The organism is Olleya sp. YS, assembly GCF_029760915.1.
Taxonomy (GTDB): domain Bacteria; phylum Bacteroidota; class Bacteroidia; order Flavobacteriales; family Flavobacteriaceae; genus Olleya.
On the sequence record NZ_CP121685.1, the window covers coordinates 657,294 to 673,953 of the forward strand.

The 16,660-nt window shown below is 33.3% G+C and carries 11 protein-coding genes; 5 read left to right on the forward strand and 6 right to left on the reverse strand.

The features are described 5' to 3' along the window. Positions 1 to 146: 146 nt before the first annotated feature. Positions 147 to 1,661, reverse strand: a complete 1,515-nt coding sequence (locus Ollyesu_RS03155) for a GH3 auxin-responsive promoter family protein (RefSeq protein WP_279302346.1) — start codon at positions 1,659 to 1,661, stop codon at positions 147 to 149. Between the two features lie 42 nt (positions 1,662 to 1,703). Between Ollyesu_RS03155 and Ollyesu_RS03160 the strand changes: the two genes are divergently transcribed. Together Ollyesu_RS03160 and Ollyesu_RS03165 are read left to right on the forward strand one after the other, a co-directional pair. Further along, entirely contained in the window at positions 1,704 to 2,498 is a 795-nt protein-coding gene (locus Ollyesu_RS03160) for a DUF2797 domain-containing protein (RefSeq protein WP_279302347.1), read from the forward strand. 54 nt (positions 2,499 to 2,552) lie between these two features. After that, a complete protein-coding gene (locus tag Ollyesu_RS03165; protein WP_279302348.1) occupies positions 2,553 to 2,777 on the forward strand; it encodes a hypothetical protein in 225 nt (74 codons plus the stop codon). A 9-nt stretch (positions 2,778 to 2,786) separates the two neighbouring features. Here the strand turns inward: Ollyesu_RS03165 and Ollyesu_RS03170 are convergent, their stop codons facing one another. From Ollyesu_RS03170 to Ollyesu_RS03180, 3 genes are all read right to left on the reverse strand, one after another. Continuing rightward, entirely contained in the window at positions 2,787 to 3,299 is a 513-nt protein-coding gene (locus Ollyesu_RS03170) for a gamma carbonic anhydrase family protein (RefSeq protein ID WP_279302349.1), read from the reverse strand. 41 nt (positions 3,300 to 3,340) lie between these two features. After that, complete coding sequence (locus Ollyesu_RS03175; RefSeq protein ID WP_279302350.1) at positions 3,341 to 4,075, reverse strand: LytTR family DNA-binding domain-containing protein; 735 nt, start codon at positions 4,073 to 4,075, stop codon at positions 3,341 to 3,343. 64 nt (positions 4,076 to 4,139) lie between these two features. After that, complete coding sequence (locus Ollyesu_RS03180; RefSeq protein ID WP_279302351.1) at positions 4,140 to 6,302, reverse strand: histidine kinase; 2,163 nt, start codon at positions 6,300 to 6,302, stop codon at positions 4,140 to 4,142. A 205-nt stretch (positions 6,303 to 6,507) separates the two neighbouring features. On the opposite strand from Ollyesu_RS03180, the gene Ollyesu_RS03185 reads away from it, so the two are divergent. Continuing rightward, complete coding sequence (locus Ollyesu_RS03185) at positions 6,508 to 7,521, forward strand: SIMPL domain-containing protein (protein WP_279302352.1); 1,014 nt, start codon at positions 6,508 to 6,510, stop codon at positions 7,519 to 7,521. 67 nt (positions 7,522 to 7,588) lie between these two features. On the opposite strand, the gene Ollyesu_RS03190 is transcribed toward Ollyesu_RS03185, so the two are convergent. Next, positions 7,589 to 8,599 carry a type IX secretion system membrane protein PorP/SprF gene (locus Ollyesu_RS03190; RefSeq protein WP_279302353.1) on the reverse strand — a complete coding sequence of 337 codons (1,011 nt, stop codon included), beginning with the start codon at positions 8,597 to 8,599 and terminating at the stop codon, positions 7,589 to 7,591. A 257-nt stretch (positions 8,600 to 8,856) separates the two neighbouring features. On the opposite strand from Ollyesu_RS03190, the gene Ollyesu_RS03195 reads away from it, so the two are divergent. Both Ollyesu_RS03195 and Ollyesu_RS03200 read left to right on the forward strand, forming a co-directional pair. Then, positions 8,857 to 9,759: a NifU family protein gene (locus Ollyesu_RS03195; RefSeq protein WP_279302354.1), complete on the forward strand. Its 903-nt coding sequence runs from the start codon at positions 8,857 to 8,859 to the stop codon at positions 9,757 to 9,759. A 121-nt stretch (positions 9,760 to 9,880) separates the two neighbouring features. After that, complete coding sequence (locus Ollyesu_RS03200; protein ID WP_279302355.1) at positions 9,881 to 10,081, forward strand: dodecin family protein; 201 nt, start codon at positions 9,881 to 9,883, stop codon at positions 10,079 to 10,081. Positions 10,082 to 10,156: 75 nt separating this feature from the next. Here the strand turns inward: Ollyesu_RS03200 and Ollyesu_RS03205 are convergent, their stop codons facing one another. Continuing rightward, positions 10,157 to 16,654 carry a choice-of-anchor L domain-containing protein gene (locus Ollyesu_RS03205; protein ID WP_279302356.1) on the reverse strand — a complete coding sequence of 2,166 codons (6,498 nt, stop codon included), beginning with the start codon at positions 16,652 to 16,654 and terminating at the stop codon, positions 10,157 to 10,159. Positions 16,655 to 16,660 lie beyond the last annotated feature (6 nt).

The following is a 16,660-nucleotide window of genomic DNA, read 5'->3' on the forward strand; positions in this document are numbered from 1 at the left end:
TTATAAATTATTTGCAGTAAAAATTTAGATTTAATGAAGATTTTATTTTAGTATTAAAAGCTATTTTACACTTAGCTATTGAATTAGCTTTTTATCGGTAATTAAGTAAAGTATTGAATAAAATAAATCCGATAAACGGTAAATCATTATTTATTTAAAGCCAATAAATCATCAAGATATTGTCTAGTATTTGATAATCTTGGCACTTTGTGTTGACCTCCAAGTTTATCATTTAACTTTAACCAATCGTAAAATAGTTGTTCTCTAGCCACATTAATTTTTGGTTTATTAAGTGTCATATTATTGTAGCGTTTAGCTTCGTAATCTGAATTTAAGCTTTTTAACGCGTTATCAAATAGTTCATTAAAATAATTCAAGTCTTTTGGAGGAGTTTTAAATTCTATTAACCATTCATGAGCGCCTTTTTCTTTACCTTCCATAAATATTGGTGCTGCTGTATAATCTACAATTTCGGATTTTGTTTTTTTACATACCTTTTTTAAAGCATCTTCAGCATTTTCAATAATTAACTCTTCTCCAAAGACATTAATATGGTGTTTGGTACGACCAGATACTTTTATTCTATAAGGACTTATTGATACAAATCTTACAGTATCTCCTATTTTATATCGCCAGAGTCCAGCGTTGGTAGTTATGACTACAGCATAGTTTTTATTAAGTTCTACTTCACTAAGCGGAATAATTTTCTGATCTTTTGTTCCATATGCATCCATTGGGATAAACTCGTAAAAAATACCATAATCCAACATTAATAATAAGTCTCCAGAATAGTTTTGATCTTGTATGGCAAAAAACCCTTCTGAAGCATTATACGTTTCGTAATATTTAAATTCTTTTTTTGGTAAAATATTTCTGTATTGTTCTATGTAAGGATTAAAACTTACGCCTCCATGAAAATAAACTTCTAGATTTGGCCAAACATCAAACAAGTTTGTTTTTTCGGTTTTATCCAATATATTATTTAATAAAACCAACATCCAACTTGGTACACCTGCTAGACTGGTAACATTTTCATTTATAGTCTCATTAACTATCGCAGCCATTTTTGTTTCCCACTCACTCATTAAAGACACTTTACTACTAGGTGTACTACTAAATTCTGCCCAAAAAGGCATATTATCTATTAATATAGCGCTTAAATCTCCAAAGACGGTTCCGTTTTCTTTGTAAAGCTCCTTACTTCCACCTAAGCGTAAGCTTTTACCAGTAAATAGCTGCGAATCTTGATTATTATTTAAATACATACATAATAAATCTTTACTAGCTGCATAATGGCAATCTTCTAAACTATCAATACTTACAGGAATAAATTTACTTTTGGCACTTGTGGTTCCGCTAGATTTTGCAAACCACTTAATAGGTTTAGGCCAAAAAATATTATTTTCACCTTGTCTACTTCGTTCTATACTATCTTGAAAATCTTCATAGGTAGTTATTGGTACTCGCTCTGCAAATGTTGCATAATTTTTTATTGAAGAAAACTCGTAAGACCTTCCCATTTCTGTGTCTTTAGCGGTATCTAATAAACTAAATAATAACTCTTGTTGCACCTCGTTTGGGTACTTTAAAAACAACTCTATTTGATGAAATCGCTTCTTTAAAAACCAAGATGCAATAGAATTAACAAGAGGAATTGGCATAGTTATTTGTATCTTTAAGTTTTAAAAATAATACTTTTTTTTATGACCTACCAAGGTGTTTTAACAAAAATGCAAACCGAATTTTTAGAGCCTATTTCTTATTATCTAGTCTTTAAAAACGATTTTATAAATCTTAACCAATTATTAAACAAAACATTACAGTTTACTTTTATAGGTCATGAGTGTTTAAACTGCCATTTAAACAAACCTATATACCGTCAAGGATTTTGCAAAAGCTGCTTTTTTGACATTCCACAAGCTGCAGATTGGATTATGAATCCTGAGTTAAGTCAGGCGCATTTAGATATAGAAGACAGAGATTTAGCTTACGAAAAACAAGTGCAACTACAACCACATATTGTATATCTTGCCAACTCTAGTAATGTAAAAGTTGGTGTTACTAGAAAAAGTCAAGTCCCTACACGATGGATAGATCAAGGTGCACATGAAGCTATAGAAATTGTTGAAGTTCCTAACCGTTATTTAGCAGGCATTACAGAAGTTGCTTTAAAAAATCATATTGGTGATAAAACCAATTGGAGAACCATGCTAAAAAATGATATTGTTGATGAAAATCTAGTAGAATGGCGAGATAAGCTGAAGCAATACATTCCTGACGAAGCTAAACCATATTTTATTGAGGATAATCAAGAAACTAACATCCAGTTTCCAGTCTTAAACTATCCTAAAAAACCTAAGTCATTAAACTTTGAAAAAGCGCAACACTATAAAGGTATATTAAAAGGAATAAAAGGTCAATACCTAATTTTTGAAGATGATACAGTTTGCAACATTAGAAGTAATGAAGGACTTGTGGTTAAAATTGATGTTTTATAATTTTATTAACAGCACAAACGACTGATTATAAGTAAATTGAAATAAAAATTTACTATGAAAATTCCTGTTATGTTTTGGGTAGCTATTACGACGCTACTATTAGTTACAGTTATCATAATGGTAGCTATGGATATGGCTTTTAATTGGGTGTTTTACTTGACTGTTTTAGGACAAGTTTTAGTTGGCGTAATGGTCTATAAAGTTCTTAAAGACAATTATTTTACCGATAAAACTTTTGAAAATTTTTACGAGGACAGACCTATAAATTATCGTAAGTAATATTATTTACTATTTAAACCAGCTAGAGTATTTAATGTAATTTTCTGCAATTCTGTTAATTTCTCCATGGATTAGCTCTTTACTTATATCCTTTACTTTTTTGGCTGGGACACCTGCATAAATACTTCCAGATTCTACAACTGTATTCTGTGTCACTACTGCTCCTGCTGCTACAATGCTATTACTTTCTACTACACAATTATCCATGATAATACTTCCCATACCTATCAACACATTGTCTTGTATAGTACAACCGTGGACTATGGCATTATGACCTATTGAGACGTTATTTCCAATATTTGTTGGATATTTTTGATACGTACAGTGTACTACTGCTCCATCTTGGACATTTACTTTGTCTCCTAATTTTATATAATGCACATCACCACGTAAGACTGCATTAAACCAAATACTACAGTGTTTACCAAATTGCACATCGCCAACTATGGTAGCGTTTTCTGCTATATAACAATCTTCTGGAATTTGAGGTGATTTACCGTTTACGGATTTTATAATTGGCATGATTTATATTTAAGGTTTTTATTAATTTATTAAGTTAACTATCAATTAAAATAAGACAGTAAATCAGATTTTTTGGAGGCTGAAACCATAATTTCTTTACCATTACTTAATATTACGCTTCCTCCTTTTCCTTTAATGTACTTAACAACTTCGCCAACATTTACAAGATAGCTTTTATGTACACGTGCAAATCCTGAAGGCGTTAAAGCATCTTCAAAATATTTAAGTGTCTTACTAACTAACTTCTTTTTGTTATTTTTTAAATAAATCTCGGTATAATTGTCATCTGCTTTACAATACAATATATCCTTAGTATTTAAAACCTCAAAACCATCTTGTTGCGGTATTGTTATTTTACCTTCTACATTGTTGGTTTTTGGGATAAGCACCTGATCTTGTAACGCATCTTCTTTAGTTCTTATTTCCATGACGTAATCTACAGCTTTGATAAGCTCGTCAATATCAATAGGCTTCATTAAATAATAAGAAGCGTGTGCATTGAGTGCATCCATTGCGTAATTATTGTAGGCAGTAACAAATACAGTCTCAAAATCACGATCACCTACTTTGTCTAACAAATCAAATGCATTGCCATAAGGCATCTCTACATCTAGAAATACAAGATCTAAATCTAAGTTTCTTATTAGCTCTAATCCTTCGTTAATATTGGAAGCTTCTCCTAAAATGTTAACATTAGGACAATATTTAGCTAGATAATTTTTTAAAATTAATCTACTGTTTTCTTCGTCTTCTACTAGTATTGCATTTAGTTTCATAATCAATTTCCTGCGTAGGCAGAAATTTTTTAGTTATTTACTTTGTCTCTAAAATTGTAATCTCTTAATCTTTTTTCAAAGTCACCACAACCTTGGTCCCAACATCACCTTGGTTTCCATTATCATCAATAAAGACATCTACTTTATCCTTATACATTTCGTTTAAAATAGACACCCGTTTTTTAATGTTTCCTAACCCTTTAGAGTTATGTTTTTGTTGATTTTCGGTCTTTAAACTTTTTGACTTTTTACGTCCTATTCCGTTATCTGCAATTGTAATTTCAATTTCTCCAATACGTTTTTTGGAGATTGAAATAGCTAATACACCTTTTTCTTCTTTGTAGCGCAATCCATGCCATACAGCATTTTCTATATATGGCTGCAGTAACATTGGTGGAATTTTGTAGGCTTCTACATCTATAGTATTATCAACCTTAATGGTATAGTCAAATTTATCTTTAAATCTAAAATGCTCTAATTTTGTATACAACTCAATAAGCTCAATTTCTTTTTCTAACGGAATAAAATCTTCTTCAGAATTTTCTAAAACTGCTCGCATTAGCTTAGAAAAATCTGATAGATATTTGTTAGCTGTTCGCTCATCATTAGTGGCAATAAAACTGTTAACCGAGTTTAATGCGTTGAAGATAAAATGCGGATTCATCTGACTGCGCAAAGATTTTAAAGCCAATAAATTATTAGCTAACTTTTGTTGCTTAATATATTTATACATTAAGTAAGCGGTTAATGCTAATAGAAGTAAACCTCCAATTAAGGAATAAATTATTAATTGTTGGCGCTTGTTTTTCTCATCAGACAACTCGACTTGACTCAAGGTCAATTTTCTGTCCGTTTCTAAAGTATTTATGCGGTTTTGTTTTTCTACAATACGCTTATTAAATCTGGCTGCTTGAGCTATTTCTTGCTCTTTTTTAATGTATAACTCATCAACCGTTTTTGTGTATTCTTCAAATGCCAAACGTGCTTTATCAATATTTCCTGCTTCCAAATACACATCAGATATTTTTTTTGTAGCATCTTTTTTTACTATTAAATCTTCACGTTTATCTGCTTCAGCAATACTTTTTTCTAAATACGGAATGGCTTCCTCGTAATCTTTTTGAAGAAAATAAGCATTCCCAATTTTATAGTTTTGCTTTTGTTTGGTTATTGCGCTTTCGTTATCAATAATAGAATCTTTTTCTATTGCATCAATATCTTTAATAATTTCTTTTCTGGTCTGTATTTCCGCATCATAAGAGCGGTTTACATTCTGAAAATCTGCAAATTTAACCTTCTGCTCTACTTCTCTGGTTTTATTTTCTTTAGCAGCTAAAACTACTGAGTTTTCAAGTAAGTCTTCAGCCATTTCTTTTTCTCCTTCTTCATTATACACTTCACCTAATTTAGAGTTTAAGTCCGTTATTTTTGACTGTATGTTGTTTTCGGACGCTACTTTCAATCCGTCTTTATATGCGGTTGTTGCCTTTTTATTGTCCTTAGTTTTAACATACACATCACCTAACCCTTCTTGCCTCAATACATGTTGCCAGTTAGATAAATTTTCTGGCTTTAAACTGTTGTAAATAGCTAAACTCTCTTGATAATTTTTATTATTAAAATAAGCTTTAGCCAGTTTTAAACTAACGTCGTTAGACTTTACGTTATTTAAACTTATTCTATAATTGGTTACCGCTAAATCAAATTGTTTCCAATGCATGTAGACATCTGCTAACACTTCAAAAGCTTCTGCGTTTTGTTTAACTGAAGTGCTTTTTGGAATGCTCTCTGTAATAAATTGAATACTTTTTTCAGCAGATTTTTTCTTATAGAATATTGCCGAATCTATTGCACTTTCAAAACTGTTATCTTTTATTTTATTTTTATAAATGTATGATCTATCAATAACAGGTTCTACTTCAACCCTAATATCATCATCAGATTTCACTTTATAATAAATAGTTTCAAAGTCCTTATGACTTATCATAATTTCGTCACCCATTTGGACATCAATTCTAAATTCTCCACCAATATTTGTACTTGTGTAAGAGCCACCATTTACTTGGATGTTAACATCTGAAATTGGATCGTTATTATTACTTTCTCTTACCAAACCTTTAACGGTAAATGTTTCTCTTTTAGAATCATTTAATTGGTCTTGTGCGTACAAAGATTGCTGTACTATAAGACATAAAAAAAGAGGAATAATTAAATGTAGGTGTTTCATCAATAAAATTCTAAAACATAAACTTACGCACTTTAAATCATTTAATAAAATGTGATTTTCCTGTTTAAGAGTTAAAAGGAGAGTAAAAAGAAGGCTTTACTCATTTGTAAACTAACCTCACTCATTTATACAATGAGTTCCCTCATTTTGAATTTTGTTTTAATTAATATGCTTCTAGGTTTACCAAAACAAAATTTAAATAATTATGAAATACACAACATTCGCTTATCTATTACTTTTACTTTCATTTAGTGCTCAAGCACAACATAAAGGCAATTACAATGAAGGCATTTCTAGGCAAAATATTGCTACAGGCAATGCAGTAGTTTATGGACATTCACCTAAACATATGACTCCTAATTTAAATCCAAGCAGCACCATTATTATAGATGTTAGAGCATTGCAAAATGTAAAAGCCAATTCTTACACAGCTATTTTTAATGTCTCACAAATTGGCAAAACAGCTGATTCAACCAACCTATTAATGAATAATCGTATAAATAATATTAAAAGAGAATTAGCACAATACGGAATTTTTGAAAAAGACATTGCAATTGACGTCATTTCGTTTGTTCCAGTTTATGAAGTTGAAGTCACTAAAAAACTATTTAGCAAAACCTATACAGAAGTCCCTAAAGGATTTGAATTACAACAGAATATCCATATCCAATTTACCAAAACACAACAGTTTGAAAATATTTTAACTGCTTGTGCAAAAAATGAAATTTACAATTTAGTAAAAGTGGATTACTTTATTGAAAACATAGCAGAAGTCTACAAAAATTTACAAACCAAATTATTAGCCCTTATCGCAGATAAAAAAGAGTATTATTCTATTTTAGGTTTTGATTTAAAAGACTATAATTCTATAATGGCTGATCAAAAATATTGCTATTTCCCAAAAGATTTTTATCAAAATTATCAAGCTTATAATAGTATCTCGTTTCAAGCTTTAAAGCAAGACAAAGGTGTGACAGAAGCTAAAAAGCAAACGTCTTATTACTATCAACCTTTATCCTACGAAAATTATGATATAGTAGTCAATCCATCTATTTTAGAACCTGTAGTACAAATAGGTATGGAAATAAAATTACACTTTACACCAAAACCTAAAGAGCAAGAAGTAAAACCAGAGGTTAAAACTGAAATTAAACACAAATACTATGTAATTTCTCCAGACGGAAGCATAGATGTCAAAGAGTTAAAAACAGATAATTAAAAATTATAACTTAACCCATAAAAAAAGCCTCGCGATTGCGAGGCTTTTTTTATATCTTTTTTTGTGTTTAGTTAACTGCTGGACAGTTACAGCTATATCTTGCTCTACCACAATTAAAGTTATAACCTAACGTTAATTGATGAAATCCACCATTATTAAAAACCACCGAATTAGCTTGGTAACTATAAGTATAAGCAAATACAAAGTTATTAACTTCTACACCCAGTATTGGCGTTATATATTGTAATTTTTGACTACTTACTCCTGCGCCATCAACAAACTCAGCTCCATCTAAAGATCGTCTGTAAGACAATCCACCCCAAATTTTACCAAAATCAACAGTCTTATAAGCTTTCAAATTGATATCAAAAGAAGCTTCTTCAGTAGCATCTCTATACATGAACATTGCAGAAGGCTCGAAGCTCCAATCACTTCCGTAACTACCAAAAGTATTACCAACAGACAATAAATAAGTTCTTAAGTTGTCATAACTTAAACCTTGCTCATTAAAATTAATACCATCATTTTTAAGTAAGTTTTTTACCGTAGCATGTGCATAAAAATTATACAGAAAGTAAGAAAATCCTAAATCGACATTAAAATTTGTTGCAGATTGTTCGATACCAGCAATTATTGGGTCAAATCCATCTGCCAAGAAACTAGTTTCATCTAATTTATACTGTATAGCACCAGCACTTAAACCAAAAGATAATTGATTTAAATCTGTTTCACTTCTAGAAAACATAAGGTGATGCGCATAAGTTAGGTAAGCTCCTGTTTGAGAGTGGTACCCATTTTTATCACTATATACAATAGCTCCAATACCAGATTGTGAGTCGCCTATCCTTCCATTAATACTTGCAGTTATTAGTTTGGGGGCATTATCATCTCCAAACCATTGTTGCCTACCAGTAATTCTGAGTTTGGCGCAGTTTGCTGCACCAGCCATAGAGGGATGTATCAAATATAAATTATCCGATAAGTAATCTGAATAAATAGGTAATCCTTCTTGGGCTTTAGAAAATTGAGCACTAAATAAGGCTACAATTACTATTAAAAATATGTTCTTTAATCTCATAATCTCTTATTTCGAGGTAGATTGGTCTAAAAATAGCTAGGCTATCAGGTTAATAACTCTTTTTTTAGTTAAAAATTATAACCAAATTTCAAATATATAAATTTACAACTTATAAATTCAATCCTAAAAGTTAAAGCTTCCAAGATAAAAATGTTTTATCAGAAAAACTAAAATAAATCAAAATTGAAGCTTTTATAATGTTCAAATATAATAGATATCTATACTTTTCTTTAGTATTTTTGCAAAAAAATAGTAAGATGAGTAATTTCAAAGTTTCCATACAAGAGACCTCCAACCCAAGCATAATTAAATTTGAACTCAATCAATTTATAACCAAACATCAAAGTTTTGAGTTCAACAATATAGATGAGGCTAAAGATTCACCTTTAGCTCAACAATTATTTTATTTACCTTTTGTGAAAAAGGTCTATATTTCTAGTAACTTTATTGCTATAGAACGCTATAATATTGTTGAATGGAACGATGTTAAAACTGAAGTTGCAGAGCAAATCGAATCTTATTTAAACGAAGGTAATTCTGTTGTAAACGATACTGCAAAATCCAATAAAATTGCTGTTACTGTTTATACAGAAAGTACACCAAACCCTTCCGTTTTAAAGTTTGTAGCTAACAAAAAATTGGTTACATCTTCCTATGAATTTACGTCTATTGAAACCGCAAAACCATCTCCAATGGCGACTGCTTTATTTCATTTTCCATTTGTAAAAAGTATCTTTTTTGATGAAAATTACGTGTCAATAACTAAATATGATATTGCTGAATGGAATGATATTTCATTAGAATTAAGAGAATTTATTAGAACTTACATCGAAAATGGTAAAGAGATTGTATCTCCAAATGCTCCTGAAGTTGTTGAGAAATCAATAGAAAAAGTTGAAGCTCATTTTGAAACACTTGATGACACCTCAAAACAAATTGTAAATATTTTAGAGGAATACGTCAAACCAGCTGTTGCGAGTGATGGTGGAAATATTCAATTTGAATCTTATGATGAAACTTCTAAAACTGTAAAAGTTATTTTACAAGGTGCTTGTAGTGGTTGTCCATCTTCAACATTTACACTAAAAAACGGTATTGAAAACATGCTGAAAGAAATGCTAGCGGGTAAAGTAAATTCTGTTGTAGCCATCAATGGTTAATTTCAGCTTTTAAAAGTGACACTTTATCTATTTTAATACTGTATTAGAAGTTAGAATGCTTCAATTATTACTTTAATATTCGTAATTTTAGAAAAAGAAACATTAATTAAAAACCAATATTATGGCAGTATTAAAAGTAATTGAAGTTTTATCTAACTCTGATAAGAGTTGGGAAGACGCAACAAAAAAAGCAGTAAAACAAGCCTCTAAGAGTGTAAATAACATACGTTCTGTATATGTACAAGAGCAAAGCGCTATTGTTAAAGATGATGATGTTACTGAGTTTAGAGTAAATCTAAAACTTACTTTTGAAGTAAAGTAATTTTAGTTCTTAATGGTATTAAAAAAGCCTGAACGAGATGTTCAGGCTTTTTTATGTTTATGTTTTTAAGCAATCTTATCGTTTTAAAGTAAAGTGTGCTTTAAATTGTTTTTGCTGTGTTAAATCACTTGGTTCTTTATAGTCTATTGTAAACCAATAGTCACTGGTTGGCATTGGGTTACCATTAAAGGTTCCATCCCATCCTGGACTGGTTGGACTTAACTGCTTTAACAACTTACCATAACGGTCAAAGATGTAGATGACTGCATCTGGCTGGTTTTGGATTCCGTAAATATTCCAAGTGTCATTAAAGCCATCATCATTTGGTGTAAAGAAGTGTGGGTAGTCCATTACGGTTACTGGCACACTGGTTTCTCCACATCCATTGATGTCTCTTACCGTTATTATATGATCGCCTCCTGCAACATCTGTAAAGGTATAAGTGTAGCTGCCATCTGTATTTAATACACCTAATTCCCATACACCATCATCTAAGCTAAACTCGTAAGCTGAGACTCCGCTTCCTGTGGCTGTGACTAATATATTATGGACGTCTGCAAACGCTTCGGTGGTAACCTCTGCGTCTACCACTGGTGGTTCGCTTTCTTCTACAATAGTGGTATCTGAGTTTTGACACATCGTAACACTACTTGTGGTCACATCTGTAACAATCACAGTATAGTTTCCGCCTTGTGTTGGTGTTAAACTACTTCCGGTTTCTCCTGCAAGGGTAACACCTTCTAATAACCACTCAAAGGTATAGTCTGTAGTGTTTAATCCTGTTTCTATTACTGGTGGATTAACCACTTCTGTTCCGTTAGTATTGATACATAGCAAATAGCTATCGTCTATATCAAACTCTGGTAATGGGTTGACTTGCAAGGTGATTTCTGCAGTTTCATAACAAATAGAACTGTCTATCATGGTTCCGGTTCCTGTACCGTCATCTACCATCGTGTCGTTATCCACACGTACATAAATGACTTGTGGGTTGGTCGTATTTTCATACAAGAATGGTATTGGATTGGTACCTGCATCTGCATCTGCTTGTGTCGCATAGTAGCTAACAATGTAGTTGGCTGGATCTTGTCCATCTAACACGTCTGGGTTTTGAGTTAGTAAATCAAACTGAGCACTGTCGTTAGTCGTATCTCCATCAGTCTCCATATTATCATCACAAATCTCATATACGATTGGTACCATATCTGGATTGGCTTGTGCGGCTTCTTGAACTTCTATATTGAAGCTGGTCGTCGTGTCACAACCCGTTAGCGTATTGGTAATATTTACATAAATGGTTTGTGGGTTACTGGTATTGGTATACGGACTGCTTAATGCATTCATCGCTGTGTCTGCTTCACCTTGTGTTTCATGGTAGGTTACCGTGAATATACTTGGGTCTTGTCCATTTAATATCTCGTCTGTTTTACTTTCTAAATCAAATCCGTATTGTCCATCGTTAAATAGTTCGCAATAGATATAATCTTCTATTGGACTTACTACTGGTAATGGATTGACAATTACATCAAAACTAACAATGGTATAACATCCTGTTCCGCTTGTTCCTGTTGCATCTGTCCCGTTTGTAACACGTACATAGATGGTTTGTGGATTGATGGCTACGCCTGGATTGGCTGGATCCTCATTGGTATGCATCGTTGGATCTGCTATTTGATTGGTTCCTGATAAGGCGTCATTTAAATCTGTATAGTAGCTTGCGCTTACTCCTGCTTCGCCATTAATGGTTGCCACTTCATTGGTAGTTAAATCAAAGATTTCTATTAAATCGTTTGGACCAACGACGTTAACATCATCACACAACTCTAAATTATCTGGATTTGGTGTTGGTGTTGGGTTTGGTAACACACGAATAGTAAGTGTGGTAAAACTGAAGCATCCTGTGTCTTCATCTGTAACTCTAACATATACCGTCTGTGGATTGGCTGGATTGCCATTAACCATCATATTGGTATACATGGTTGGGTCTACTATAGCGTTGGTGTCTGCTTGTGCATCTGCTTGGGTTTCGTAATAGGTAACAATCCAACTGACGTTTCCTGCGGTGATTTCGTCATTCTTAACCGTTAAATCAAAGACTGCCATGTCATCATTATTTTCATAATAGTTAGCGTCTAGCTCATCACAAATGGCTAATGGTGTTGGTTGCACAATTACTGGTGGGAACTCTACACGTATAATAAACTGTCCTGTACTTACACATCCATTGGTATTACTAACTAGTCTGATATAAATAGTTTGTGGATTGGTAGCATTGGTATAGTTGCCTGTATTGACAATTGGACTGGTACCATTCTCTGCGTTTAATTGTGTAGTGTGATAGGTTAATGTAAAATCTGCTGGGTTTTGAGCTCCTAAGATTTGCGGTGTCATGACCGTATCAAAATCAAATTGATTGAAGCCATCACTATTATCATCACACACAATATAATCGTCTAAAGCTACTGGTACTACTGGTGAAGGTTGTACTTCTAGTGGTAATACAACAACGGTAATACAGCCTGTTAGATCGTTTTCTGCTCTAACATATATCATTTGATTGTTGGCTACAATATTGGTGTATGGACTGGTTAATGGGTTTAAGTCATTGGTCGCATCTGCTTGGGTTTCGTGGTAGCTAATGCTAACGTCTGGCTCGCCATTTAATATGGTTGCTGTTTGACTGTCTAAATCAAAGCTGGTAAACCCATCGTTATCGTCATCACATTCTACTAGTGCTGTTGGATTGGCTACTGGTGACGGGATAGGATTGACTCTTAAATCTAAGGTTATAGTACTAACACAGCCTGTTACATTATCTTCTGCACGTATATAAATTGTTTGTGGGTTTGCTGACGTTGCTGGAGCAACTATGGTATTGGTATAAGGGCTAAAAATCTGATTTGCTGCGATTGCATTGTCTGCTCCTGCTTGTGTGTCGTAATACGTTAATGTAATTCCCGTTTGTCCGTTTAATATTTGTGCATTAGCATCTTCTAAATTAAAAGCTTCTACCTCATCTCCTGGATTATTGTAATCGCATAACTCTAATGGGTCTGGTTGTACTAATACTGGTAATGGATTGACTATTAAATCCATAGTGGTTATGGTAGAACACCCATTAGTATTATCATCTACACGCACCCAAACGGTTTGCATGTCTGGTGTAGTATTGGTGTAGGCATTAGGTGTGGCTATAGCGTTTTGCGGTACTGCTGCATTGGCTGCAGTCTCATAAAACGTGATGGTATAGTCTGCTGCTGCTAGATCGTTAGTCGCATCTGTATCTAATTGGTTTAAAATCTCTGCATTGTTTAATTCTAAATCAAATATTGCTATACCATCTGCATCGTTATCACAAACTTCTAATGGGCTTGGGTCTGTAATCTGAGGTGTTGGGTTTACTATTAATACTAAATCGACAAAGCTAGCACAAGCTGTCGCTATTGTTGAACTTTCTACGCGTACATAAATGGTTTGCATGTCTACCACAATATTATTGTATGGACTAGCTAGTGCATTGACGTTGTTTTGGGCATCACTTGGTGTTTCGTGATAAGTAACCGTTAAGCCTGGTGCGCCTCCTGTGATTTCCGCTTCGGCATCACTTAATGTAAATACGCCAAAACCATCACTGTCTGGATCACAAAACTCTAAAGGGGTTGGTGTAAAGGCTACTGGTGCTTGCTCGACATCTAATTGTAAGGTTGTAGTTGTGTAACAGCTTGTATTAACATCCTCAACTCGTACAAAAATCACTTGTGGATTACTAATATTTGTGTAGGGAATTGGTAATGGATTAACTTCCATATCTGCATCCATTTGCGTTAGATAATACGTCACTGCATAGGCTGGATTACCTCCACTAATCTCATTGTTTTTTATGCTTAAGTCTATAGATGTGAATCCGTCTGGAATAGCATCATCACAAACTTCTAAGGGTGTGGGTGGTACTACAGTTGGTAATGAATTTACAACCAAATTAAACTGCGTAGAACCATAACATGTAGGATTAATATTGTCGTTTACTCTAACATAAATGGTTTGCTGCGGAGATGTCATATTTTGATATGCTCCAGGATTTAAGATTGGATTAGTCTCAGTAGCAACATCTGCCATGTTTTCATAAAAAGAGACTGTAAAGTTCATCGGATCTTGAGCTCCTAAAATAGTAGCTTCTTGACTAGTTAAATCAAAGATTTCAAATCCATCATTTGATATGTCATCACAAACAATCATATCCATAGGCTGATTAGCTGTAGCATTAGGATTTACAATAAGCGTAAAGCCACCATGCGGTAATTGGTTAGCAGAATAACAACTTGGGTCTATAGTACTTTCAACTCTAACAAAAATATATTCGTTATTGCTACCATTGTACGGACTTATTAATGGGTTGTTATCTGTATCTGCATCAGCAAATGAGTTGTGATAAGTTACAGTGTATTCTGATGGTAATTGAGTCCCTAAAATTGTTAGTGTTTGAGATTCTAAATCAAATAACTCAAACCCATCATTGGATGCATCATCACAAACTTCAATATTAGGAGCTTGATTTATAACTGACATAATTACATCTAAATTAAAAGGACTGATATCTGAACAAGTTTCAGATAAAGCATCTTCTATTCTAACATAAATAACTTCTGGATAAGTCCCAGAACCTACATAGTTAGCAGGATCTAAAATAGGGTTTACATCATTTTGAGCATCGTCTAACCTATTATGATAACTCACATTTACATCTGCTGCATTTTGGGTACCAATAACTTCCGTATCATTAACGGTTAAATCAAATATTTCAGGTCCAGCTGAGTTGAAGCATGCAAAAACATCAATAGTATTTTCTACCATAGGACCTGCAATAAATTCTATTAAAATAGAATCTGTAGCCTGACAGGTAGTAGAAAATACAACATCTACACTATAAACACCTGGTGAGGTAGCGTCTAAAGTAGAACCTGTTTCACCAGGAATAACATTTCCATCTAAATACCATGTATGTGTAGCAGTAGGCAAATTGGTATCCAATGGAATTATTCCTCCACTACAAATAGCGTTTCCTTGCGCGATAGTAATGTCATCGCCTAATTCTCCACCTAAATTAAAAGTTCCTGCTCCTAAAAATACTGCAGCATTATATGCTGTATCAAATGCATCTGCAATTACTAATTTTATATTATAAGTATTATTAGGTATTACGTTTGAAAATGCAGTCATTGATCTAGTGTACCCTCTAAAGTTGATAGGAGCATTAGCAACAGGTAAACCTGTAGCGCCATAATAAGAATCAAAAAACTGTGGATTAACTGATGCACAACTTGCGTTGTAAGTATCATCTCTTACCGTAAACACAGAAACTACGTCTGTAGTCCCAGGAACTATTGCTAAATTTGTTACGGTTCCTGTTGTTAGGTCTGTTAACAAAAAAGCAAAAGCATCTGTAAAACTACATTGAAATGTACCATACTCTTCAGAAGCAAATAAAAAGTCAAAACTTATGCTATTAGCTATTGGCACAAAATCGAATTCAATAAAAGAAGCATCATTTGAATCTCCTAAATTTAAGGTGGGAATAGCATTTTCTAAATCTGCATCACCAGGCCAACCTCCACTACTTTGTGTACCAGTTTCTGGACCCTCTGCTTCCATCGCATCTCCAGAATTTAGGACAATACCAGCTTCAAAAGGAAAAGCTCCAGGAACTGCTGAAAAGTATCCAATTCCATTTTCTTGACCAAAATTTGAGCCTGTACTCCAATTAATATTGGATACAGCTGCACACGGACTGTCAATCAAGACATCCTCAACCAATTCTGGGACGGTATAAGTTGTTTGATCTACATCTATATATGGACTCAAGACTTCTATTTGAATCGTGGTAGACTCTGAACATCCTGTTGGATTAGTATCAGTAACAGTTAAAGTAGCTGTAAACGTACCAATATTATTGTAGGTGTGATTTACTGTTTGACCTGAACCTGTAGTTGCATCGCCAAAGTTCCAAGAGTAGACAGCACCTGTCCCATCATCTTCGAAAGTAGCACTACCATTAAAGATTACATTACCACCTAAAGGGATTTGAACAACTCCAGCATTAGCTGCTGGGTCTGTAGAATCTATACTTGGTGTTATGGTTTGACAAGATTGAAGACAAGATATATTTGCTGCCCAACCTAATGTATTTGCACTTCCGTCTGATACAAACTGGATGGTTAAACATCCTGTTGAGCTTGTTGAAGAGGCTGAAACCGTCCCAGGGTTGTTAGCAGCTCCACCACCAGAATATACTCCAATTACTGCTGCTGTAGTATCATCACCATCATAAATCGTTAATTCATCAAGACCAATTTGGGTACTAAATAAAGTGAATTGTAATTGAACAAATTGATCTGGTCCGTCTGGACAAATTGTTACAACAAAATTTTCTCCATCTGCATAATTATTTGCATTACCTCCAGAATCGTAAAACACTCCAGAACATTGATTAAATGTTCCGTTTTGCATATTTATATCTTGAGAATAGACATTAATTAATGATCCTAAAAATGCTATAGTGAGTAGAAATTTTTTCATTTCTTT